Below are 22,554 nucleotides of genomic sequence, written 5' to 3'. Positions count from 1 at the left end.
AATACAAAAAAAATAAATAATCTTAAAATATAAAAAATAACAAACAGTAATTAACCGACCACGCGCCAATTATATTTACTGGTCAGGTGACTGGCAATTAATAACAATTATTGTCGTCGTAAACTATGATGTAAAACAGGTTGTCTTATATTTGTTTTTCAGCCGTTAAGCAGTTAAATACATTATCCAAAAAAAAAGCAGCCTAAAGGCTGCTTTTTTGTTAAATCACGACCTATTCACCGCTTTTAGCCCAGGTATCGCGCAGGCCGACCGTGCGGTTAAACACCAGATGGCTGCTGCTGGAGTAAACGCTGTCCGCGCAGAAATAGCCTTCACGCTCAAACTGGAACGGACTGGACGCTTCCGCGGCCTTCAGACCCGGCTCGACAAAGCCCTGACGGATAACCAGCGAGTCCGGGTTAATCGTGGTCAGAAAATCCTCGGCGCCGCCAGGATTCGGCACGCTGAACAGACGATCGTAAAGACGGAACTCGGCCGGCAGCGCATGCTCGGCGGATACCCAATGGATCACGCCTTTCACCTTGCGTCCGTCAGCCGGATCTTTACTCAGCGTATCGACGTCGCAGGTGCAGAACAGGCAGGTGATGTTGCCTTCTTCATCTTTAGCCACGCGCTCGGCTTTAATGACGTAAGCGTTACGCAGACGAACTTCTTTACCCAGCACCAGACGCTTATAGTGCTTGTTGGCTTCTTCACGGAAATCCGCACGATCGATATAAATCTCACGGCTGAACGGCACTTCACGCGTTCCCATCTCCGGCTTGTTCGGATGGTTCGGCATGGTGATGATTTCTTCATGGTTGGCCGGCAGATTCTCAATCACCAGCTTAACCGGATCGAGAACGGCCATAGCACGCGGCGCGTTTTCATTGAGATCGTCGCGGATACAGGATTCCAGCGACGCCATCTCAACAATGTTGTCCTGCTTGGTAATGCCAATGCGACGGCAGAACTCGCGGATCGAGGCGGCCGAATAGCCGCGACGGCGCAAACCGGAAACGGTCAGCATGCGCGGATCGTCCCAGCCTTCCACGATTTTTTCGGTTACCAGCAGGTTCAGCTTGCGCTTGGACATGATGGCGTATTCAAGATTCAGGCGCGAAAACTCGTACTGGCGCGGATGCGTCGGGATGGTGATATTGTCCAGCACCCAATCGTACAGGCGACGGTTGTCCTGGAACTCCAGCGTACAAAGCGAATGCGTAATGCCTTCCAGGGCGTCGGAAATGCAGTGGGTGAAGTCATACATCGGGTAGATGCACCACTTATTGCCGGTCTGGTGATGTTCGGCAAACTTGATGCGATAGAGTACCGGATCGCGCATAACGATAAAGTTAGAGGCCATATCGATTTTGGCACGCAGGCAGGCGCTGCCCTCGGCGAATTCGCCGTTGCGCATTTTCTCAAACAGCGCCAGGTTTTCTTCTACGCTGCGATCGCGATACGGGCTGTTTTTACCCGGCGAGGTCAGGGTGCCGCGATACTCACGGATCTGCTCCGGCGACAGCTCATCTACATAGGCCAGACCTTTATTAATCAACTCAACGGCATAATGATGCAGCTGGTCAAAATAGTCAGAGGAATAACGGACCTTGCCGCTCCACTCGAAGCCCAGCCACTGTACGTCACGCTTGATTGATTCGACATACTCCAGATCTTCTTTGACCGGGTTAGTGTCGTCGAAACGCAAATTGCACTCGCCCTGGTAATCCTGAGCAATACCAAAGTTCAGGCAGATTGATTTGGCGTGACCAATATGCAAATAGCCGTTCGGCTCCGGCGGGAAGCGAGTATGCACGCTAGTGTGCTTACCGTTCGCCAGATCTTCGTCGATGATCTGACGAATAAAGTTAGTTGGGCGGGCTTCAGCCTCACTCATCTTAATATCCTCTGGAATACTGTAGTGCGTGAAATAACGGAGTATGATCCACAAAGCCGTTCAGGGAAACAACCGTTTGTTAGCGTATCGCATAAAAAAGGGCGGGAATCGCTTCCCGCCCTCGTTTTTTTACCGCTGCCCTCAGCCGGTAATTTCGCAAAGTGGACTTTCGCCCGCAATGACGGTATCGCCCGCAACCAGCCTGATGCCGCTAAAATCTTCAATATTGGTGACCACGACCGGGCTGATCATCGATTTCGCATGGCTGTTAAGCCAGGCCAGATCCATCTCCAGAATCGGTTCACCCGCTTTAACCTGTGCGCCCTCTTCTACCAGCCGCGTAAAGCCCTTTCCTTCCAGCGCGACGGTGTCGATGCCCATATGCACCACCACTTCCAGACCTTTCTCCGTTTCCAGACAGAAGGCATGGTTGGTGTTGAAGATTTTCAGTATGGTACCGCTGGCAGGCGAGACCACCGTACTGCCGGTTGGCCTGATGGCTACGCCCTCGCCGACCGCCTTGCTGGCGAAAGCCTCATCCGGCACCTGCTCCAGCGCCACAACTTCTCCGCTTACCGGCGCCAGCAGCGTTTCAAGCACGCCCTTCGCAGCGGCGGCCGGTGCAGGCGGCGTGGTTGGCGCAACGGTCGCGGCGACGGCGCTGACCGCAATCGGCGCGACCGGCCCTTTGGCAATGATTTTTTTCATCGTCTCCGCCACGGATTCCGCTTTGGCGCCGATAATAACCTGAATAGTTTGCTTGTTCAGCTTCACCACGCCTGATGCGCCCAGACGCTTACAGGCCGCATCGTTTACCTGCGCGGCATCTTTGACGGAAAGACGCAGGCGGGTAATGCAGGCATCAATAACGTTCAGGTTTTCCGACCCGCCGACGGCGGCAATATAGTGGCGCGAAAGCTGTTCCAGCCCCTCTTCCGTGTTGCTGTTAGCCTCTTCCTCCGGCTGCATGGTCGCCTCCTCACGGCCCGGCGTTTTCAGATCCATCATGCGGATAACCGCGCTGAACAGCGCAAAGTAAACCACAAATGCGATAGCGCCCATTACCAGCAGTACCCAGACATTGCTGCTGGCCGCCGGCAGGTTATACATCAGCACATAGTCGATTGCGCCCGCAGAGAAAGAGAAACCGGCATGGATACCCAGCGCCGTCGCTACATAAAGACTAATGCCCGTCAGGATGGCGTGGATCAGATAAAGCATCGGCGCCAGGAACATAAACAGGAATTCCAGCGGCTCCGTCACGCCGGTCAGGAAAGCGGTGACCGCTACCGAAAGCAGCATACCGCCAACCATAGGACGACGCGCTTTCGGCGCGGCCATATACATGGCCAGCGCCGCGCCGGGCAGGCCAAACATCATGATTGGGAAGAAGCCGGACATAAACATGCCCGCCGTGCCGTCGCCCGCATAGAAACGGTTGATATCGCCATGGAAAACGGCGCCGGCGGCGTTGGTGAAATCGCCGATCTGGAACCAGGCGATGGTATTCAGTACCTGATGTAAACCCGTTGGGATCAGCAGACGGTTAACGAAGCCAAAGACGCCCGCGCCAAACGCGCCAGCTGAGACAATCCACTCGCCGCCCGCATGAATGGCGTTTTGCACGGGCGGCCAGACGTAGCCAAACACAGCGGCCAGGATCAAACAGAAGAAGCCGGTTGCGATAGGAACGAAACGCTTGCCGCCGAAAAAGCTGAGAAAATCGGGCAGTTTGATATCCGCCCAGCGGTTATAGGTGGCACCCGCCACCAGGCCAGTGACGATCCCCGCCAGCACGCCCATATTGATCGCCGGATTAATGGTGATCATGGCTTTAGTCAGAATAAAGTAGCCTACGGCCCCTGCCAGCGCGGCTGCGCCTGCGTTGTCTTTAGACCATGTAGAAGCTACCCCGATAGCGAAGATTAACGCCAGATTGTCAAAAATCGCCCCGCCAGCCTGCGCAATAAACGGCATATTCAATAGATCAGGCTGACCAAAGCGCAACATCAGCGCCGCCACTGGTAATACGGCTATCGGTAGCTGTAAGGAGCGCCCCAGCCTTTGAAAGAACCCTAAAATATTCACTATTCCCCCTATGAGAGCCGCCAGGCGCCCGTTGTGCAGTTTTTATTGAGCGGACTGCTCTGAATGACACTAATCATTATTCGACGCAGTGTAAGGAAAAATTAATTCGCTGCGCAAATTAAAACCATAGCATTTGTGATATTTATCACCAAAGAAGCTATTTTGACACGGTTTATGCTGGCGAACCCCGCCCACTTATTTTATGATAAAAAAAATGATCCTGATGCTGTTTCGCGCCGGTTACTGATTATGCAGATTACGCTTATTACAGTGAAACCGGTGTAAAATACTTCCTTAAATTGCTTATAACGAGGTTAAAAAAATGAGATTGATCCCGCTTGCGACGCCAAACCAGGTCGGTAAATGGGCCGCCCGCCACATTGTAAACCGTATCAACGCGTTCCAGCCAACCGCAGAGCGCCCGTTTGTGCTGGGTTTACCCACGGGCGGCACGCCGCTGGAAGCCTATCGTCATCTCATTGAAATGCATAAAGCGGGCCAGGTCAGCTTTAAACATGTCGTTACGTTCAATATGGACGAATATGTCGGCCTGCCGAAAGAGCATCCGGAGAGCTATCACAGCTTTATGTATCGCAACTTTTTCAATCACGTTGATATTCAAAGTGAAAATATCAATCTTCTTAATGGCAACGCGCCTGATATTGACGCAGAATGTCGCCAGTATGAAGAGAAAATCCGCGCTTACGGTAAAATCCACCTGTTTATGGGCGGCGTAGGTAACGACGGGCATATCGCTTTTAATGAACCCGCGTCATCGCTGGCTTCCCGTACCCGTATCAAGACGCTGACGCACGATACGCGCCTGGCGAACTCCCGCTTTTTTGACGGCGACGTCAGCCAGGTACCGAAATATGCGCTGACCGTTGGGGTGGGCACGCTGCTTGACGCGGAAGAAGTGATGATTCTGGTGACGGGACACCTTAAAGCCCAGGCGCTACAGGCTGCCGTCGAAGGCAACGTTAATCATATGTGGACCATCAGCTGCCTGCAGCTGCATGCCAAATCGATCGTGGTTTGCGACGAGCCAGCGACGATGGAACTGAAAGTGAAAACGGTTAAATATTTCCGCGAAATGGAAGCGGAAAATATGGAAAATCTGTAACTCATCTGCACAAGGCTATCGGCGCTGGCCGGGAGAAAATTATGTATGCTTTAACCCATGGCCGTATCTTTACCGGCTACGAAGTACTGGATAATCATGCCGTCGTCATCGCCAATGGCCTGATTGACCGTGTTTGCAGACTGGAAGATCTGCCTGCGGATATCACCCGGCGCGATGTAAACGGCGCCCTGATTGCTCCCGGCTTTATCGATTTGCAGCTTAACGGCTGCGGCGGCGTGCAGTTTAATGATGATATCGCCGCTATCAGCGTTGAAACGCTGGCTATTATGCAAAAAGCTAACGAGAAATCGGGCTGTACCAGCTTCCTGCCGACACTGATCACCAGCAGCGACGAGCTGATGAAACGCGCAGTGGAAGTGATGCGCGCTTACCTGGCGCAAAATGCTAATCAGGCGCTCGGCCTGCATCTCGAAGGCCCCTGGTTAAATCCACTCAAAAAAGGCACGCATAATCCGGCACTGATCCGTCCTGCGGAAAAAGCGATGGTCGATTATCTGTGTGAAAACAGCGACGTTATTGCCAAAATCACCCTGGCACCGGAACAGGTTGATTCTGCCGTGATCCGCCAGCTGCATCAGGCCGGTATCGTCGTTTCCGCTGGTCATTCCTATGCCACCAGCGAAGAGGCGCGCCAGGGTATAGCCGCCGGCATCAGTTTCGCCACCCATCTGTATAATGCTATGCCACCGCTGACCGGCCGTGAGCCGGGCTTAATCGGTACGCTTTTTGATTCGCCAAACGTCTACTGCGGCATCATCGCCGACGGTTTACACGTCAACTACGTTAATATTCGTAATGCAAAACGCCTTAAAGGCGACAGGCTAATCCTGGTCACCGATGCCACCGCGCCGGCGGGTGCGCAGATTGACCAGTTCATTTTTGCAGGAAAAACAATATACTATCGGGATGGACTCTGCGTTGACGAAAACGGCACGCTCAGCGGCTCTGCGCTGACCATGATTGAAGCTGTCGCGAACAGCGTCGAACATGTCGGCATTGCGCTGGATGAGGCGATCAGGATGGCAACGCTGTATCCAGCCCGCGCTATGGGTGTGGAGGATAAGTTAGGTTCCGTCGAAGCTGGAAAAGTCGCGAACCTGACGGTGTTCACCCGTGACTATCAAATAATCCAGACTGTCGTTAATGGTGACGAAGTCTTAAGCGAGTAGAAACTGAATGACCACTGGCGGCCAGGCTCAAATAGGAAATGTCGATCTTGTTAAGCAACTCAATAGCGCGGCCGTTTACCGGCTTATCGATCGGCAAGGCCCTATATCGCGCATTCAGATTGCCGAACATAGCCAGCTAGCGCCCGCCAGCGTCACCAAAATTACTCGCCAGATGATAGAGCGCGGCCTGATCAAAGAAGTGGATCAGCAGGCCTCTACCGGCGGCCGCCGCGCTATCTCTATTGTCACCGAAACCCGTGGCTTCAATACTATCGGCATCCGCCTGGGCCGCAATGACGCCACGCTTACCCTGTTCGACCTGAGTGGAAAAGCGCTGGCGCAAGAGGACTACGCGCTGCCGGAACGCACTCAGGAAACCCTGGAGCATGCGCTGTTCAACGCTATCGCCAGCTTCTGCGAGCAGCATCAGCGCAAGCTGCGCGAGCTGATCGCCATCGCCGTTATCCTCCCCGGCCTGGTCGATCCTAATAACGGCGTTATCCGCTATATGCCGCATATCGCGGTTCATCACTGGCCGCTGGTCGCCAATCTGCAAAAACGTTTCAACGTCACCAGCTTTGTAGGGCACGATATCCGTAGCCTGGCGCTTGCCGAGCACTATTTTGGTGCGTCCCGCGACTGTGCTGACTCGATTCTGGTGCGAGTGCACCGTGGTACGGGTGCAGGCATCATCACCAATGGTCATATCTTTTTAGGCAGTAACGGCAACGTGGGCGAGCTGGGCCATATCCAGGTTGATCCTTTGGGCGAACGCTGCCACTGCGGCAATTTTGGTTGTCTGGAAACCCTGGCGGCTAACAGCGCGATAGAAAATCGCGTTCGTCATCTGCTTACCCAGGGTTATCCAAGCACGCTGACGCTGGATGACTGCCTGATGCCGAAAATTTGTAAGGCCGCTAACCGTGGCGACGCGCTGGCGGCGGAAGTGATAGAATCCGTCGGGCGCCACTTAGGCAAGGCGATCGCTATCGCCATTAATCTGTTCAACCCGCAAAAGGTAGTGATTGCGGGTGAGATCACTGAAGCAGACAAAATTTTGCTGCCCGCTATTGAAGGCTGTATCAACACTCAGGCGCTGAAAGCTTTCCGCCAGAATTTACCGGTGGTGCGTTCTGAGCTCGATCATCGCTCTGCCATAGGCGCTTTCGCACTGGCAAAGCGTGCCATGCTTAACGGCATCCTGTTACAACATTTAATGGAAAGTTGATGAGCGCTCTAACCCTGAACGACAGCGAAAAAATGGCTATCAAAAACGTCATCTGCGATATCGACGGCGTTTTGATGCACGACAATACCGCCGTACCCGGCGCTAACGATTTCCTGCAGCGCATCCTGGCTAAAGGGATGCCGCTGGTGGTGCTGACCAACTACCCTTCGCAAACCGCGCTGGATTTGGCTAACCGCTTCTCTTCGGCGGGCATCGATCTGCCGGAAAGCGTGTTTTATACCTCAGCGATGGCTACCGCCGATTTTTTACGTCGTCAGGAAGGTAAGAAAGCCTATGTGGTGGGCGAAGGGGCGCTGGTGCATGAGCTTTATAAAGCCGGTTTTACCATTACCGACATTAATCCCGATTTTGTCATCGTGGGCGAAACGCGCTCGTTTAACTGGGATATGATGCATAAGGCCGCCTATTTCGTGGCGAACGGCGCGCGTTTTATCGCAACCAACCCCGATACTCACGCCCGAGGCTTTGTGCCGGCCTGCGGCGCGCTGTGCGCGGGTATTGAGAAAATATCCGGCCGGACGCCTTTTTACGTGGGTAAACCCAGCCCGTGGATTATGCGCGCGGCGCTGAACAAGATGCAGGCCCACTCCGAAGAGACGGTGATCGTCGGCGATAATCTGCGTACCGACATTCTGGCTGGTTTTCAGGCCGGCCTTGAAACTATTCTGGTGCTGTCCGGCGTATCCACCCTGAGCGATATTGATGCCATGCCTTTCCGGCCCAGCTGGGTCTTCCCGTCGGTCGCGGACATCGACATTATCTGAATCGCCAGCCCGGCAAACACGCCGGGCTTTTTTATCCGCCTTGCCTGTCTGTTTTTTGACCGATTTTTAATATTTATTATCGATCCCACAATAAATAGCGTCATATATTGCATAATCCTCAAACTTAAGCGTGATGCAACAGGCTATTTATCAGCAAACAGCTAAAACGCTTGCACACTCTCTCAATCTGGCGCATTTTCTTATCTATCGGGCGAAGAAGTCGCCGTTAATTATGCAATTTTCCATTAATATCACCGTTGCGGTTTGTCGTTAGGGAGTTAGCTATGTGTTCTATTTTTGGCGTGTTGGATCTCAAAAGCGATCCGGTTGAACTGCGTAAGAAAGCGCTGGAGCTTTCCCGTCTTATGCGTCATCGCGGCCCGGACTGGTCAGGCGTATATGCAGGCGACAACGCGATCCTTGCCCATGAACGTCTTTCTATTGTGGACGTCAACAACGGCGCGCAACCTCTCTACAACGCAGCCCACACCCACGTGCTGGCGGTAAACGGTGAAATCTATAACCATCAGGCGCTGCGTGCAGAGCTGAGCGACCGCTATGCCTTTCAGACCGAATCGGATTGTGAAGTTATTCTTGCGCTTTATCAGGAAAAAGGCGTCGATTTTCTGGACGACCTGCAGGGCATGTTCGCCTTTATCCTCTATGACAGCGTAAAAAACACTTACCTGATTGGCCGCGATCATATCGGCATCATTCCGCTTTATATGGGTAACGACGAACACGGCAACCTGTTTGTCGCTTCAGAAATGAAGGCGCTGGTGCCGGTATGTAAATCGATCAAAGAATTCCCGCCGGGCAGCTATCTTTCCAGCACCGATGGCGAGATCCGCCGCTACTGGCAGCGCGACTGGTTCAGCTACGAGGCGGTAGAGCACAACAAAACTGACGCGACGACGCTGAAAGAGGCGCTGGAAGAGGCCGTGAAAAGCCATCTGATGTCCGATGTGCCTTATGGCGTACTGCTTTCCGGCGGCCTGGACTCCTCTATTATTTCCGCCGTGACCAAAAAATTTGCGGCCAAGCGTATTGAAGATCAGGACAAGAGCGAGGCCTGGTGGCCACAGCTGCACTCTTTCGCGGTAGGTCTGGAAGGATCGCCGGATCTGAAAGCGGCGAAATCCGTCGCTGAACATCTGGGTACGGTGCACCACGAGATCCACTTTACCGTGCAGGAAGGCCTGGATGCGATCCGCGACGTTATCTACCACATCGAAACCTACGATGTGACTACTATCCGCGCCTCCACGCCGATGTATCTGATGTCGCGTAAAATCAAAGCGATGGGCATCAAGATGGTGCTGTCCGGCGAAGGCGCCGATGAGGTCTTTGGCGGCTACCTTTATTTTCATAAGGCGCCCAACGCTAAAGAGTTTCACGAAGAGAACGTACGTAAACTGCTGGCGCTGCATATGTTCGACTGTGCTCGCGCCAACAAGGCGATGTCGGCCTGGGGCGTGGAGGCGCGCGTGCCTTTCCTGGATAAAAAATTCCTCGACGTGGCGATGCGCATCAACCCGGCGGACAAAATGTGCGGCCCTAACGGCAAAATGGAAAAGCATATCCTGCGTGAATGCTTCTCATCTTATCTACCGGAAAGCGTTGCCTGGCGCCAAAAAGAGCAGTTCTCCGACGGCGTAGGCTACAGCTGGATCGATACGCTGAAAGAAGTCGCGGCAAAACAGGTCAGCGACCAGCAGCTGCAAACGGCGCACTTCCGCTTCCCGTACAACACGCCGACGTCGAAAGAAGGCTATCTGTATCGGGAAATTTTCGAAGAGCTGTTTCCAGTGCCTAGCGCAGCCGAATGCGTGCCGGGCGGTCCATCCGTCGCCTGTTCTTCGGCAAAAGCGATTGAATGGGACGAAGCGTTCAAAACAATGGACGATCCTTCCGGTCGTGCGGTAGGCGTCCATCAGTCCGCCTATAAATAACTTACGGCTTTTATTCACAAAACGGGCCGCCAGCGGCCCACAACTGTTTAAAAAAACGCTGACTTTGCTGAATTAGTCGCCATACTGGTTATAAGCCAGACAAACGAATCATTTCAGCGAAAAAACGGGAAAAAACTTGTTGACGCTTTCAGGGCAACTTAGCATAATGCGCCCCGCAACGCCGATGAAGGTAACGCGAAAAAAGATGGCTACTTAGCTCAGCTGGTTAGAGCACAGCACTCATAATGCTGGGGTCACAGGTTCGATTCCCGTAGTAGCCACCATCTTTTTTTTAGCGGGAGTGGCGAAATTGGTAGACGCACCAGATTTAGGTTCTGGCGCCGCAAGGTGTGCGAGTTCAAGTCTCGCCTCCCGCACCATTTCGAAGCATTGCACGGATGGGGTATCGCCAAGCGGTAAGGCACCGGTTTTTGATACCGGCATTCCCTGGTTCGAATCCAGGTACCCCAGCCAGTTTGTTCTGATGGTTTTGTGACTTGTGTACGGACATTGGGATATCGCCAAGCGGTAAGGCACCGGTTTTTGATACCGGCATTCCCTGGTTCGAATCCAGGTATCCCAGCCAGTCAGAATGTAGTATAGTTGTAACGCAGTAAAATTAGGCTACTTAGCTCAGCTGGTTAGAGCACAGCACTCATAATGCTGGGGTCACAGGTTCGATTCCCGTAGTAGCCACCAATTTTATTGGGGTGTCGCCAAGCGGTAAGGCACTGGTTTCTGATACCAGCATTCCGGGGTTCGAATCCCTGCACCCCAGCCAATAAGTAAAGAAGCCCGCGCAAGCGGGCTTTTTTACGTCTGCGATCTGCCTGACGTTTATCTAAAACTTTTGCTACTTTTTCGGCTATCGTTTTAACCAGCTCAGACAGATGTTTGCCTGGTCAGAGCACATTGAGAAGCGATGCCCGTAACCTGTGACATCGCCGTGCCGATCCAGATGAAGAAACCTATAAGCCCAACGCGTAGCGCAACGCCTGCCGCTTCAGCACGCCCGACCTCTCCGCCGCCATCAGGCCCAGATTACGCAAAATACGCAGAGGCGCCGCCTGCGTACTGAACGCGAAATAGAAGAGATCCATGCCGCTCTGCATCAGCAGATTATCCGTATGGCGTGAGCGCTGGTAGCGCAGCAGTACTCTTTCCGACGCCCAGTCTTCCGCACGCTCGCGCGAGGCGGTCAGCGTATCAATCAGCGCGTCCACGTCGCGATAGCCTAAATTCACGCCCTGCCCCGCCAGCGGATTAATGGTGTGTGCGGCATCGCCAACCAGCGCCAGCCCTGGCAGCACGTAGCGGGTAGCATGCCGGCGCACCAGCGGAAACGATCCTGCCGCTACCGGCGTCACTTTGCCCAACCGCGCCGGGAAATGTGTTTTGATCTCCTCCGCCAGCTGCGCCATGCTCATAGCCTGTAGCTGACGGATCCTTGCCGGGCTGTCGTACCACACCAGCGACGCCCAGCCGTTAAACAGCGGCAAGAAAGCTTTCGGCCCCGTTGGCGTAAAGTGTTGCCAGGTGCAGTCGCCGGCGTCGTGCTCGCAGCGCACGCTAATCAGCATACAGGACTGCGCATAGTTCCAGCCGCGAATGCCAATGCCTGCCAGCTGGCGTACCTGTGAACTGGCGCCGTCGGCGCCTACTACCAGCCTGGCGTGCAGCTTTTCGCCGTCCGCCAGCGTCAATGCCCAACCGCCGTTACAGGCCTGCAGCGTTTGCAGCCGCGCAGGCGTTTTCAACGCCACTTCCTGCTGCTGGAGCCGTTGCCAGAGTGCACGCTGCAGTACGCTGTTCTCCACCATAAAACCCAGCTCCGGCAGGCCAAGCGAAGCAGCGTCAAAACCAACCTGCGCCGTTTGCCACTCCCACGTCTCCAGCTTGCGGTAAGGCGCACTGCGCATTGCCTGAACGCGAGGCCAGACGTTCAGCTGCTTCAACAGGTCGACCGATGAGGCGCCCAGCGCGGAAATGCGGATATCCGGATCGCTCCCGGCCGCGAATTCAGCTGGCTCCTGCTTTTCCAATACCGTCACCTGAAAGCCCTGAGCCGCCAGTCCGCTGGCCAGTGCCGCGCCTACCATCCCGCCGCCCACGATAGCGACATCCCATTTTTGCGTTATTTCTGTCATCATATTTTCCTGTCCAGTGGACGTCCGACGGGCTAATTCTGTTACCCTAAGTGTACCGGATTTTTAGCGGCCGTTGAGAAAACGGCGCGGTGCTGGTCACCACAGCAGCAAAGCTTTACAATACGCGCCCTGCATTCTCTCCTGCATGATAAATGGCAACCAGATGACGAAAAAACTTTATATCAAAACCTGGGGCTGTCAGATGAATGAGTATGACTCATCCAAAATGGCTGACCTGTTAAACAGCACCCACGGCTATTCCCTGACGGAAGTGGCGGAAGAGGCGGATGTGCTGCTGCTCAACACCTGTTCCATACGTGAAAAGGCCCAGGAAAAAGTTTTCCATCAGCTTGGGCGTTGGAAAACGCTGAAGGATCGCAATCCCGATGTGGTCATTGGCGTGGGCGGCTGCGTGGCGTCGCAGGAAGGCGACCATATTCGCCAGCGCGCGCATTTCGTTGATATCGTTTTCGGCCCGCAGACGCTGCATCGCCTGCCGGAGATGATTAATACCGTGCGCGGCTCCAAAAGCCCGATTGTTGATATCAGCTTCCCGGAGATTGAAAAATTCGACCGTCTGCCGGAACCCAAAGCAGATGGCCCGACGGCCTTTGTTTCTATTATGGAAGGCTGCAATAAATATTGTACTTTCTGCGTGGTGCCTTATACCCGCGGCGAGGAAGTCAGCCGTCCATGCGACGATATTCTGTTTGAAATCGCCCAGCTGGCGGCGCAGGGCGTGCGTGAAGTCAACCTGCTGGGTCAGAACGTCAATGCCTATCGTGGCGAAACCTTTGACGGCGAAGTCTGCACCTTTGCCGACCTGCTGCGTCTGGTGGCGGCAATTGACGGCATCGACCGCATTCGCTTCACCACCAGCCATCCGATTGAGTTCACGGACGATATCATTGAAGTTTACCGCGACACGCCGGAGCTGGTCAGCTTCCTGCATCTGCCCGTCCAGAGCGGCGCAGACCGTATTCTGACGCTGATGAAGCGCGCCCATACCGCGCTGGAATATAAAGCGATTATTCGCAAGCTGCGTGCGGCGCGACCGGACATTCAGATCAGCTCGGATTTCATTATCGGCTTCCCTGGCGAAACCCAGCAGGATTTCGAGCAGACCATGAAGCTGATCGGCGAGGTTAATTTCGACACCAGCTACAGCTTTATCTATTCTGCCCGTCCGGGTACGCCTGCCGCCGATCTGCCGGACGACGTGCCGGAAGAAGAGAAAAAGCAGCGTCTGTGGATCCTCCAGGATCGCATCAACCAGCAGGCCATGGCATGGAGTCGTCGGATGCTGGGCACCGTTCAGCGTATCCTGGTGGAAGGCACCTCGCGTAAGAACGTGATGGAGCTGTCCGGCCGTACGGAAAACAACCGCGTGGTGAACTTTGAAGGCACGCCAGAGATGATCGGCAAGTTTGTGGATGTTGAGATCGTCGATGTCTATACCAACTCGCTGCGCGGCAAAGTCGTGCGCACCGAAGAGGAAATGGGCCTGCGCACTATCGAGTCCCCGGCTTCCGTAATTGCGCGCACGCGCAAGGAAAACGAGCTGGGCGTTGGCCTGTTCCAGCCCTGATCCCACCGAATTTTTGCGGCGAATTTCACAGCTTCGCCGCCTGAAAACGCGTACGCGGCTTGCTTTCTGCGCACTGTGCCCAAATATCTTCACCTGCGCTTGCGCATTAGGGCGCAGCCATAAATAATTCCCTTATGGTCACGGCGTTACCGGCGTGACCAGCCTGTAAAAAGCCATCCTCAACCTGGCCCTGAGCGACCCAAAGGATTAGTTTGAATATTGAAACACGCGAAATCACCTTAGATCCTGCTGATAATCATCGTCTGCTGAGCCTGTGCGGCCCGTTCGATGACAATATCAAGCAGCTGGAACGTCGGTTAGGCATTGAGATTAATCGTCGCGATAACGCCTTTAAGCTGACGGGCAAGCCCCTGATTGTCGACGCTGCCGTTCGTATTCTGCGCGACCTTTATGTCGATACGGCTCCCGTACGTGGCCATATCCCGGATATCGATCCCGAACAGATCCATCTGGCGATCAAAGAGAGCCGGGTGCTGGAACAGTCGGCGGAGAGCGTGCCGGAATATGGCAAAGCGGTTACCATCAAGACCAAACGCGGCGTCATCAAACCGCGTACGCCTAACCAGGCGCAGTACGTGGCAAATATGCTCGATCACGATATTACCTTTGGTGTCGGCCCGGCCGGTACGGGGAAAACTTACCTGGCGGTAGCAGCGGCGGTAGATGCGCTGGAACGTCAGGAAGTGCGCCGTATCCTGCTGACGCGTCCGGCGGTGGAAGCCGGCGAAAAGCTGGGCTTTCTGCCCGGCGATCTGAGCCAGAAGGTCGATCCTTACCTGCGTCCGCTGTATGACGCCCTGTTTGAAATGCTGGGCTTTGAGCGCGTGGAAAAGCTGATTGAGCGCAACGTGATTGAGGTCGCGCCGCTGGCCTATATGCGCGGCCGCACGCTGAACGATGCCTTTATCATTCTGGATGAAAGTCAGAACACCACCATCGAACAGATGAAGATGTTTTTGACCCGCATCGGCTTCAACTCCAAAGCGGTCATCACCGGTGACGTCACGCAGATTGACCTGCCGCGCAACCTGAAATCGGGTCTGCGCCACGCGATTGAAGTGCTGGCCGACGTGGAGGAGATCAGCTTTAACTTCTTCCACAGTGAGGACGTTGTGCGTCATCCGGTGGTCGCCCGCGTGGTGATCGCCTATGAAGCCTGGGAAGCCGCCGACCAGAAGCGCCGCGACGCGCTGGCCGAAGAACGTAAACGCGAGGCGCTGGCGCTACAGCAGGCCGCGCAGGAGCAGAAATGAGTACCGTAATACTGGATTTACAGCTGGCGTGCGCGCAGCCGGAAGGTTTACCGGCCGAAGCGGATTTTCAGCGCTGGCTGGAAGCGGTGCTGCCGCAGTTTCAGGAAGAAAGCGAAGTGACGATCCGCATGGTGGACGAGGCGGAAAGCCGTGAGCTGAACCACACCTATCGCAGCAAAGACAAACCCACTAACGTGCTGTCGTTTCCTTTTGAAGCGCCGCCGGGCATTGAGCTGCCGCTGCTGGGCGACCTGATCATCTGTCGCCAGGTGGTCGAGCAGGAAGCGGCAGAGCAGGAAAAGCCGCTGCTGGCGCACTGGGCGCATATGGTCATTCACGGCAGCCTGCATCTGCTGGGCTATGATCATATCGAAGATGATGAAGCCGAAGAGATGGAGGCGATCGAGACCGAGATAATGCTTGCTCTTGGTTATGCCGACCCGTACATTTCGGAGAAAGAGTTCTAACCCGCGTCCCTTCCCCATCGGAAGGGACACCCCTAATCTCAGCAAGAGTGACAGAAACAAAAACGCCATGAGCGATGACCATTCACAGAACAATGACAGTCCCAGTAGTAAAAAGGGATTTTTCACCCTTATCCTCAACCAGCTGTTTCACGGTGAGCCTAAAAACCGCGACGATCTGCTGGAGCTAATCCGCGATTCCGAGCAGAACGAGCTGATAGACCAGGATACCCGCGACATGCTCGAAGGGGTCATGGATATCGCTGAACAGCGCGTGCGTGACATCATGATCCCGCGCTCGCAGATGGTGACGCTGAAGCGTAACCAGTCGCTCGACGAGTGCCTGGATACGATTATCGAATCCGCCCACTCCCGCTTTCCGGTTATCAGTGAAGATAAGGATCATGTCGAAGGCATTCTGATGGCGAAAGATTTGCTGCCTTTTATGAGCAGCGAATCCGCCCCGTTCAGCATCGAAAAAGTGCTGCGTCCGGCCGTAGTGGTGCCGGAGAGCAAGCGCGTCGACCGGATGCTGAAAGAGTTTCGCTCGCAGCGCTACCATATGGCGATTGTGATTGATGAGTTCGGCGGCGTATCCGGCCTGGTCACCATTGAAGATATCCTGGAGCTGATCGTCGGCGAAATCGAAGACGAATATGACGACGAGGAAGATCGCGATATTCGCCAGCTGAGCCGCCATACCTATACTATCCGCGCCCTGACGCCGATTGAAGATTTCAACGAGGTCTTTGAAACGCACTTCAGCGACGAGGAAGTGGATACTATCGGCGGGCTGGTGATGCAGGCGTTCGGACATCTGCCCGCGCGCGGCGAAAGCATCGAGATTGAAGGCTATCAGTTCAAGGTCGCCATGGCCGACAGCCGCCGTATCATTCAGGTGCACGTCAAAATTCCGGAAAACGCGACGCAACCGATACTGGAAGAATAATTTCCCTATGGCTATTGCCTCCTTATACCAGCGCCAGCGGGTTCGCCTGCTTTTAGCGCTGCTGACGGGTGCCGCTGGCACCCTGGCGTTTTCGCCCTATGATTTCTGGCCTGCCGCGCTGGTTTCGCTTTGCGGCCTGCTGGCGCTGACCCTTAACCGCACGACGCGCCAGGCAACCGCCATCGGTTTCGTCTGGGGCTTCGGCCTGTTCGGCAGCGGCGTTAACTGGGTCTACGTCAGTATCGCCACGTTTGGCGGTATGCCTGGCCCGGTCAACGTTTTTCTGGTGATCCTGCTGGCGGCTTACCTTGCGCTCTACACCATGCTGTTTGCCGCGCTGCTGAACCGGCTGTTCCCCAAAACCTCGCTAACGCGGCTGGCGCTGGCCGCGCCCGTGCTGTGGCAAATCACTGAATTTCTGCGCGGCTGGGTGCTAACTGGCTTCCCGTGGCTGCAATTTGGCTACAGCCAGATTGACGGGCCGTTAAAGGGGCTGGGGCCGCTGACGGGCGTGGAGGGCATTACCTTTGTCCTGACCATCGTTGCCGGGCTGGTGGTCTTTGCCGCGGCAAAACGCAGCTGGATAGCGGCCGTCGGCGCGCTGGCGCTGCTGCTGCTGCCCTGGCCACTGCGCATGATTAGCTGGTATCAGCCGCAGCCCGGACGCACGGTAAATGTCGCGCTGGTGCAGGGCAACATTCCTCAGTCGCTGAAATGGGATCCCAACCAGCTTATCAACACGCTGAAAACCTATACAGCGCTGACGCGGCCTTACGTTAATAAGACGCCGCTGATTATCTGGCCGGAGTCGGCTATTCCCGATCTGGAAACCAATCAGCAGCCTTTCCTGCAAACCATAGACCGCGAGCTGCGTTCCCAGGGCAGCAGCCTGATCACCGGTATTGTCGATTCGCGACTGGAAAATAATCGCTATCACGATTACAACTCGATCATTGTGCTGGGTGATAAGCAACCTTACAGCTACGAAAGCGGCAGCCGCTACCAGAAAAACCATCTGGTGCCGTTTGGCGAATTCGTGCCGCTGGAAGCGTTATTGCGTCCGCTGGCGCCCTTTTTCGATCTGCCAATGTCTTCGTTTAGCCGTGGCGCCTATCGCCAGCCGCAGCTCCAGGCGGGCGGCTATAAGCTGACGGCGGCAATCTGCTATGAAATCGTGCTGGGCCAGCAGCTGCGGGATAATTTCCGTGCCGATACCGATTTTCTGCTGACTGTCTCTAACGATGCCTGGTTCGGTCATTCCATTGGGCCGTGGCAGCATTTCCAGATGGCGCGGATGCGCGCGCTGGAGCTGGGCCGACCGCTGCTGCGCGATACCAACAACGGCGTGACGGCAGTAATTGATGCGGACGGCAGCGCGGAAGAGATGATCCCGCAATTTGTTCCGGCTGTGCTGGCAACCAGCGTTACGCCAACCCGTGGGCTTACGCCGTACGCGCGTTTCGGCAACTGGACGGTATGGATGGTGACAGCGCTGTTCGCTGCGGCCGCCCTGTTTACCGGCTGGCGGAACAGACGCTGATAGTCAAAGCGCAGGGATTTTTGCCGACCCCCTGCGCTTTATCTCCTCCTTGCCCTTCACATCCCGTTTTCTGCTTTCTTCCGAACCTTTCCCGCGTAAAAACCACTCACAACAACGCCATACGAAAAATATGGCATGGCGATTGCAGTTTATTTCCTGGCTACGCTGAAACGTCGACAACAGCGACCCGCAGGCCGTAAATGCACCATGACGGCTCGTCCTCTGCGCCACCAGCGGGCAGCCCCTCATGCAATGCATTATTTTGGTGCGGCACGCTTCGCAAAACCGAAACTTTATTGTTTCTTACCGTTAACATTCAGCTATGTTAAGGCTATCCGGCGCGGCCCTGGCGCTGAAAATACAACAATAAGCGGCTACAAACACAACATCACAATCGGCGCACCGTTATGGCGCTTTACAACGAAGGAGTTGGAGATGAAATTTCGGAAAACTGGACTGTGTCTGCTGGCACTGGCTGGCCTGTCCTCCGCCGTGGCTCACGCAGCCGATGCCCCGCAAAGCACGCTGGACAAAATTGCCAAAAACGGCGTTATCGTTGTCGGCCATCGTGAGTCTTCCGTTCCTTTTTCTTACTATGACAACCAGCAAAAAGTCGTCGGCTATTCGCAGGACTATTCCAATGCCATCGTGGCGGCGATCAAAGCCAAACTGAACAAGCCCGATCTGCAGGTGAAAATGCTGCCGATCACCTCGCAAAACCGTATTCCGCTGCTGCAAAACGGCACCTATGATTTTGAGTGCGGCTCTACCACCAATAATGCGGAGCGTCAGCAGCAGGCGGCCTTCTCCAATACCGTCTTTGTTATCGGTACCCGTCTGCTGGTGAAGAAAGGCAGTCCGATTAAGGATTTCCCGGATTTAAAAGGCAAAACCGTAGTGGTCACTTCCGGCACTACCTCTGAGATCCTGCTGCACAAGCTGAATGACGAGAAGAAGCTGGAGATGCGTATCATCAGCGCTAAAGACCACGGCGACTCGTTCCGTACGCTGGAAAGCGGTCGCGCCGTCGCCTTTATGATGGACGATGCGCTGCTGGCGGGCGAACGCGCCAAGGCCAAAAAACCGGATAACTGGGAAATTGTAGGCACGCCACAGTCGAAAGAAGCTTACGGCTGCATGTTGCGCAAAGGCGATACCGCCTTTAAACAGCTGATGGATGAAACCATCGCCAAAGCACAGACGTCAGGCGAGGCGACCAAATGGTTCGACAAATGGTTTACCCAGCCTATTCCGCCTAAAAACCTGAATATGAACTTCGCGCTCTCTGACGATATGAAAGCCACGTTCAAAACACCGAACGATAAGGCACTGAATTAATAACAAAAATAAGGGCGGCGTGCCGCCTTTGATTGTTGAAAACGGGCAAGGACAGACAGCAGCCTGAAAAGTTCGGCACCCACAAGCCGACGGTCAGGCTGACGTTTGCCGCGGTTGTTCCCCACGGTAAACACGCCTCTCATCAATCTTCAGGGTAGCGCTGCTACCCTTTTTTCTACCGGAGTGACTTATGTCTATTGATTGGAACTGGGGCATTTTCCTGCAGCAGGCCCCGTTCGGTAATACCACCTATCTGGGATGGCTGTGGTCCGGCTTTCAGGTCACCCTCGCCGTCTCCGTCTGCGCCTGGATCATCGCCCTCTGTGTTGGATCGCTGTTCGGTATTTTGCGTACCGTGCCCAACCGCTGGCTTTCTGCTCTTGGCACCTGCTACGTGGAGCTGTTCCGCAACGTGCCGCTGATCGTGCAGTTTTTTATCTGGTATCTGGTGGTGCCGGAGCTGCTGCCGGAAAGCGTCGGCATGTGGTTTAAGTCAGAGCTGGATCCCAATATCCAGTTTTTCACCTGTTCCGTACTCTGCCTGGGCCTGTTCACCGCCGCTCGCGTCTGCGAACAGGTGCGTGCCGCTATTCAGTCGCTGCCGCGCGGTCAGAAGAACGCCGGCCTGGCGATGGGATTGACGCTGCCGCAAACCTACCGCTACGTGCTGCTGCCCAACGCCTACAGGGTAATTGTGCCGCCGATGACTTCGGAAATGCTTAACCTGGTGAAAAACTCCGCTATAGCCTCGACCATCGGGCTGGTCGATATGGCGGCGCAGGCGGGTAAACTGCTGGATTATTCCGCGCACGCTTACGAATCCTTTACCGCCATTACCCTGGCCTACATCGCCATTAACGTCGTAATCATGCTGCTGATGAGTCTGGTCGAACGCAAAGTGCGCCTGCCCGGCGGCACGGGAGGCAAATAATGTACGAGTTTGACTGGAGCACCATTGTTCCCAATCTGCCCTACCTGATTAACGGCATGATTATCACGCTGAAAATCACCGCTATCGCCGTGGTGTTCGGCATTATCTGGGGCACGCTGCTGGCCGTGATGCGGCTGTCGAGGTTTAAGCTCGTCAGCTGGTTCGCCAAACTGTACGTTAACCTGTTCCGCTCCGTCCCGCTGGTGATGGTGCTGCTCTGGTTTTATCTGGTGGTGCCCAGCTTTTTACAGCAGGTGCTGGGGGTTTCCCCTAAAACCGATATCCGGCTGATCTCCGCAATGGTCGCCTTCGCCCTGTTCGAAGCCGCCTACTATTCGGAAATTATCCGCGCGGGCATTTTGAGTATTGCGGGCGGTCAGGGCAAGGCCGCACTGGCGCTGGGCATGACGCAGTGGCAGGCGATGCAGCTGATTATCCTGCCGCAGGCGTTTCGCGCCATGGTGCCGCTGCTGCTGACTCAGGGCATCGTGCTGTTTCAGGATACCTCGCTGGTGTACGTTCTCAGCCTTGCCGACTTCTTCCGCACCGCCGACACTATCGGCATCAATAACGGCACCGAGATCGAAATGGTGCTGTTTGCCGGCGCGGTTTACTTTGTTATCAGCCTTAGCGCTTCGCTTTTGGTGAGCTATCTGAAGAAAAAAAGGACGGTTTAAATGATTACCCTGAAAAACGTTTCTAAGTGGTATGGTCACTTTCAGGTGCTGACCGACTGCTCTACCGAAGTGAAAAAAGGCGAGGTGGTCGTGGTCTGCGGCCCTTCCGGCTCCGGCAAATCGACGCTGATCAAAACGGTCAACGGCCTTGAACCCGTTCAGCAAGGCAGTATCGCCGTCAACGGCACGGCGGTAACGGAGAAGAAAACCAATCTGGCGCAGCTGCGCGCCAAGGTCGGCATGGTTTTCCAGCACTTTGAGCTTTTCCCGCATCTGACGATTGTAGAAAACCTGACGCTGGCACAGGTTAAGGTGCTCAAGCGTAATAAAGAAGAGGCTCGTCAGAAAGGCCTGAAGCTGCTGGAGCGCGTAGGGCTGTCCGCACACGCTAACAAACATCCCGGTCAGCTTTCCGGCGGTCAGCAGCAGCGCGTGGCTATCGCCCGGGCGCTCTGTATGGATCCCGTCGCTATGCTGTTTGATGAACCCACTTCCGCGCTGGATCCAGAAATGATCAACGAAGTGCTGGATGTAATGGTGGAGCTGGCGAACGAAGGCATGACCATGATGGTGGTGACGCACGAGATGGGCTTTGCCCGCAAAGTGGCGAACCGGGTGATCTTTATGGATGAGGGCAAGATTATTGAGGATTCGCCGAAAGACGATTTCTTTAATAATCCCAAATCCGATCGCGCTAAGGATTTCCTGGCGAAAATTCTGCACTAACGCTGACAGGGCGATCCCCTCGCCCTGGTAAACGCTGTCTGACAATATATTCTCCGATAGATATACCTGGCCAGGTAACGTAATGACAGGCCGGCCTCGCCTTATACCGATCAAAATCAAAAAACAATCAAAGAATTTAATAAATCAATCGTAATTAATGTAAAAATAATTTATGTTTTGCGACGGGTTCACGGAGTATAAAAGCCCGTTCGCAATTATTTAATCAAGGAGATAAATTATGCGTATTTTAAGTAAAGAAGAAACACAGCAAATCTCTGGCGGGGCTGGTGGTTACTACTCCAGCGCTAAGTGGAGCACTTCAAATCACAGCGCATTTTCAAACAGCTGGTACAATGCGGGCAGAAGCGCCTATAACAACAGAAGCGCTGGCCGCGACTACGCCTGGCGGAAATAATTTTCGTCATCTTACTTAAAAATCTTTTGCTTTTATGGGCTAAAGGGCAACTTCACGTTTATGTTGTTGCCCTTTTTAATAAAATGTCCTTTTATCATCTGGACTGATGAATACTCAACGATTCAGGCCACGGCGCGTTGATGCGCTTTACCTTATAATCGTATCCCGATAAGGCTCATTGACAGCATTTTCACGCCGCTGAACGACACATGCGGCCGAAGCGATCCTTTCAGAAAAAG

Annotated in this window: 18 protein-coding genes and 6 tRNA genes; 21 read left to right on the top strand and 3 right to left on the bottom strand. The window is 54.5% G+C overall.

Annotated features, from left to right (window positions below; all coding sequences use genetic code 11):
- Positions 1 to 232: 232 nt before the first annotated feature.
- A complete protein-coding gene (glnS, locus tag EGK14_RS08140; protein WP_125288581.1) occupies positions 233 to 1,900 on the bottom strand; it encodes a glutamine--tRNA ligase in 1,668 nt (555 codons plus the stop codon).
- A gap of 141 nt (positions 1,901 to 2,041) precedes the next feature.
- Positions 2,042 to 3,988, bottom strand: a complete 1,947-nt coding sequence (gene nagE / locus EGK14_RS08135; protein ID WP_125288580.1) for a PTS N-acetyl glucosamine transporter subunit IIABC — start codon at positions 3,986 to 3,988, stop codon at positions 2,042 to 2,044.
- A 322-nt stretch (positions 3,989 to 4,310) separates the two neighbouring features.
- On the opposite strand from nagE, the gene nagB reads away from it, so the two are divergent.
- From nagB to EGK14_RS08080, 11 genes are all read left to right on the top strand, one after another.
- Positions 4,311 to 5,111, top strand: a complete 801-nt coding sequence (gene nagB / locus EGK14_RS08130; protein ID WP_125288579.1) for a glucosamine-6-phosphate deaminase — start codon at positions 4,311 to 4,313, stop codon at positions 5,109 to 5,111.
- Positions 5,112 to 5,152: 41 nt separating this feature from the next.
- The gene (gene nagA, locus EGK14_RS08125; RefSeq protein WP_125288578.1) at positions 5,153 to 6,301 is read left to right on the top strand and encodes an N-acetylglucosamine-6-phosphate deacetylase; all 1,149 of its coding nucleotides are present in this window, start codon (positions 5,153 to 5,155) and stop codon (positions 6,299 to 6,301) included.
- A gap of 7 nt (positions 6,302 to 6,308) precedes the next feature.
- Positions 6,309 to 7,529: an N-acetylglucosamine repressor gene (locus EGK14_RS08120; protein ID WP_125288577.1), complete on the top strand. Its 1,221-nt coding sequence runs from the start codon at positions 6,309 to 6,311 to the stop codon at positions 7,527 to 7,529.
- 32 nt (positions 7,530 to 7,561) lie between these two features.
- A complete protein-coding gene (locus EGK14_RS08115) occupies positions 7,562 to 8,314 on the top strand; it encodes an HAD-IIA family hydrolase (protein WP_125288636.1) in 753 nt (250 codons plus the stop codon).
- A gap of 284 nt (positions 8,315 to 8,598) precedes the next feature.
- Positions 8,599 to 10,266, top strand: a complete 1,668-nt coding sequence (asnB, locus tag EGK14_RS08110; protein WP_125288576.1) for an asparagine synthase B — start codon at positions 8,599 to 8,601, stop codon at positions 10,264 to 10,266.
- Positions 10,267 to 10,473: 207 nt separating this feature from the next.
- Positions 10,474 to 10,550: transfer RNA gene (locus EGK14_RS08105), tRNA-Met, on the top strand.
- An 11-nt stretch (positions 10,551 to 10,561) separates the two neighbouring features.
- A tRNA-Leu gene (locus EGK14_RS08100) sits at positions 10,562 to 10,646 on the top strand.
- Positions 10,647 to 10,665: 19 nt separating this feature from the next.
- Positions 10,666 to 10,740 (top strand) — tRNA-Gln (locus EGK14_RS08095).
- Positions 10,741 to 10,777: 37 nt separating this feature from the next.
- Positions 10,778 to 10,852: transfer RNA gene (locus tag EGK14_RS08090), tRNA-Gln, on the top strand.
- A 36-nt stretch (positions 10,853 to 10,888) separates the two neighbouring features.
- A tRNA-Met gene (locus tag EGK14_RS08085) sits at positions 10,889 to 10,965 on the top strand.
- Between the two features lie 7 nt (positions 10,966 to 10,972).
- Positions 10,973 to 11,047 (top strand) — tRNA-Gln (locus EGK14_RS08080).
- 187 nt (positions 11,048 to 11,234) lie between these two features.
- On the opposite strand, the gene ubiF is transcribed toward EGK14_RS08080, so the two are convergent.
- Positions 11,235 to 12,413: a 3-demethoxyubiquinol 3-hydroxylase gene (gene ubiF / locus EGK14_RS08075; RefSeq protein WP_125288635.1), complete on the bottom strand. Its 1,179-nt coding sequence runs from the start codon at positions 12,411 to 12,413 to the stop codon at positions 11,235 to 11,237.
- A gap of 163 nt (positions 12,414 to 12,576) precedes the next feature.
- Here ubiF and miaB point away from each other — a divergent pair, with 163 nt between their 5' ends.
- From miaB to EGK14_RS21275, 10 genes are all read left to right on the top strand, one after another.
- Positions 12,577 to 14,001: a tRNA (N6-isopentenyl adenosine(37)-C2)-methylthiotransferase MiaB gene (miaB, locus tag EGK14_RS08070; protein WP_125288575.1), complete on the top strand. Its 1,425-nt coding sequence runs from the start codon at positions 12,577 to 12,579 to the stop codon at positions 13,999 to 14,001.
- A gap of 212 nt (positions 14,002 to 14,213) precedes the next feature.
- Positions 14,214 to 15,275, top strand: coding sequence for a PhoH family protein (locus tag EGK14_RS08065; RefSeq protein WP_125288574.1), 1,062 nt, complete (start codon positions 14,214 to 14,216; stop codon positions 15,273 to 15,275).
- Positions 15,272 to 15,742: an rRNA maturation RNase YbeY gene (ybeY, locus tag EGK14_RS08060; RefSeq protein ID WP_125288573.1), complete on the top strand. Its 471-nt coding sequence runs from the start codon at positions 15,272 to 15,274 to the stop codon at positions 15,740 to 15,742. Before EGK14_RS08065 ends, ybeY begins: the two co-directional genes overlap by 4 nt.
- A gap of 67 nt (positions 15,743 to 15,809) precedes the next feature.
- Positions 15,810 to 16,688, top strand: coding sequence for a CNNM family magnesium/cobalt transport protein CorC (gene corC, locus EGK14_RS08055; protein WP_125288572.1), 879 nt, complete (start codon positions 15,810 to 15,812; stop codon positions 16,686 to 16,688).
- Positions 16,689 to 16,695: 7 nt separating this feature from the next.
- A complete protein-coding gene (gene lnt / locus EGK14_RS08050) occupies positions 16,696 to 18,228 on the top strand; it encodes an apolipoprotein N-acyltransferase (protein ID WP_125288571.1) in 1,533 nt (510 codons plus the stop codon).
- Between the two features lie 435 nt (positions 18,229 to 18,663).
- On the top strand, positions 18,664 to 19,566 hold the full coding sequence (locus EGK14_RS08045; RefSeq protein WP_125288570.1) for a glutamate/aspartate ABC transporter substrate-binding protein: 903 nt from the start codon (positions 18,664 to 18,666) through the stop codon (positions 19,564 to 19,566).
- A 190-nt stretch (positions 19,567 to 19,756) separates the two neighbouring features.
- A complete protein-coding gene (locus EGK14_RS08040) occupies positions 19,757 to 20,497 on the top strand; it encodes an amino acid ABC transporter permease (RefSeq protein WP_125288569.1) in 741 nt (246 codons plus the stop codon).
- Entirely contained in the window at positions 20,497 to 21,174 is a 678-nt protein-coding gene (gltK, locus tag EGK14_RS08035) for a glutamate/aspartate ABC transporter permease GltK (protein WP_125288568.1), read from the top strand. Before EGK14_RS08040 ends, gltK begins: the two co-directional genes overlap by 1 nt.
- On the top strand, positions 21,175 to 21,900 hold the full coding sequence (locus EGK14_RS08030) for an amino acid ABC transporter ATP-binding protein (protein WP_125288567.1): 726 nt from the start codon (positions 21,175 to 21,177) through the stop codon (positions 21,898 to 21,900).
- 238 nt (positions 21,901 to 22,138) lie between these two features.
- Complete coding sequence (locus EGK14_RS21275; RefSeq protein WP_158616036.1) at positions 22,139 to 22,315, top strand: hypothetical protein; 177 nt, start codon at positions 22,139 to 22,141, stop codon at positions 22,313 to 22,315.
- Positions 22,316 to 22,554 lie beyond the last annotated feature (239 nt).

The sequence above is a fragment of the Erwinia sp. 198 genome (genome assembly GCF_003937915.1).
Taxonomy (GTDB): Bacteria; Pseudomonadota; Gammaproteobacteria; order Enterobacterales; family Enterobacteriaceae; genus Erwinia; species Erwinia aeris.
This window is presented reverse-complemented; position numbering and strand designations above follow the sequence as displayed.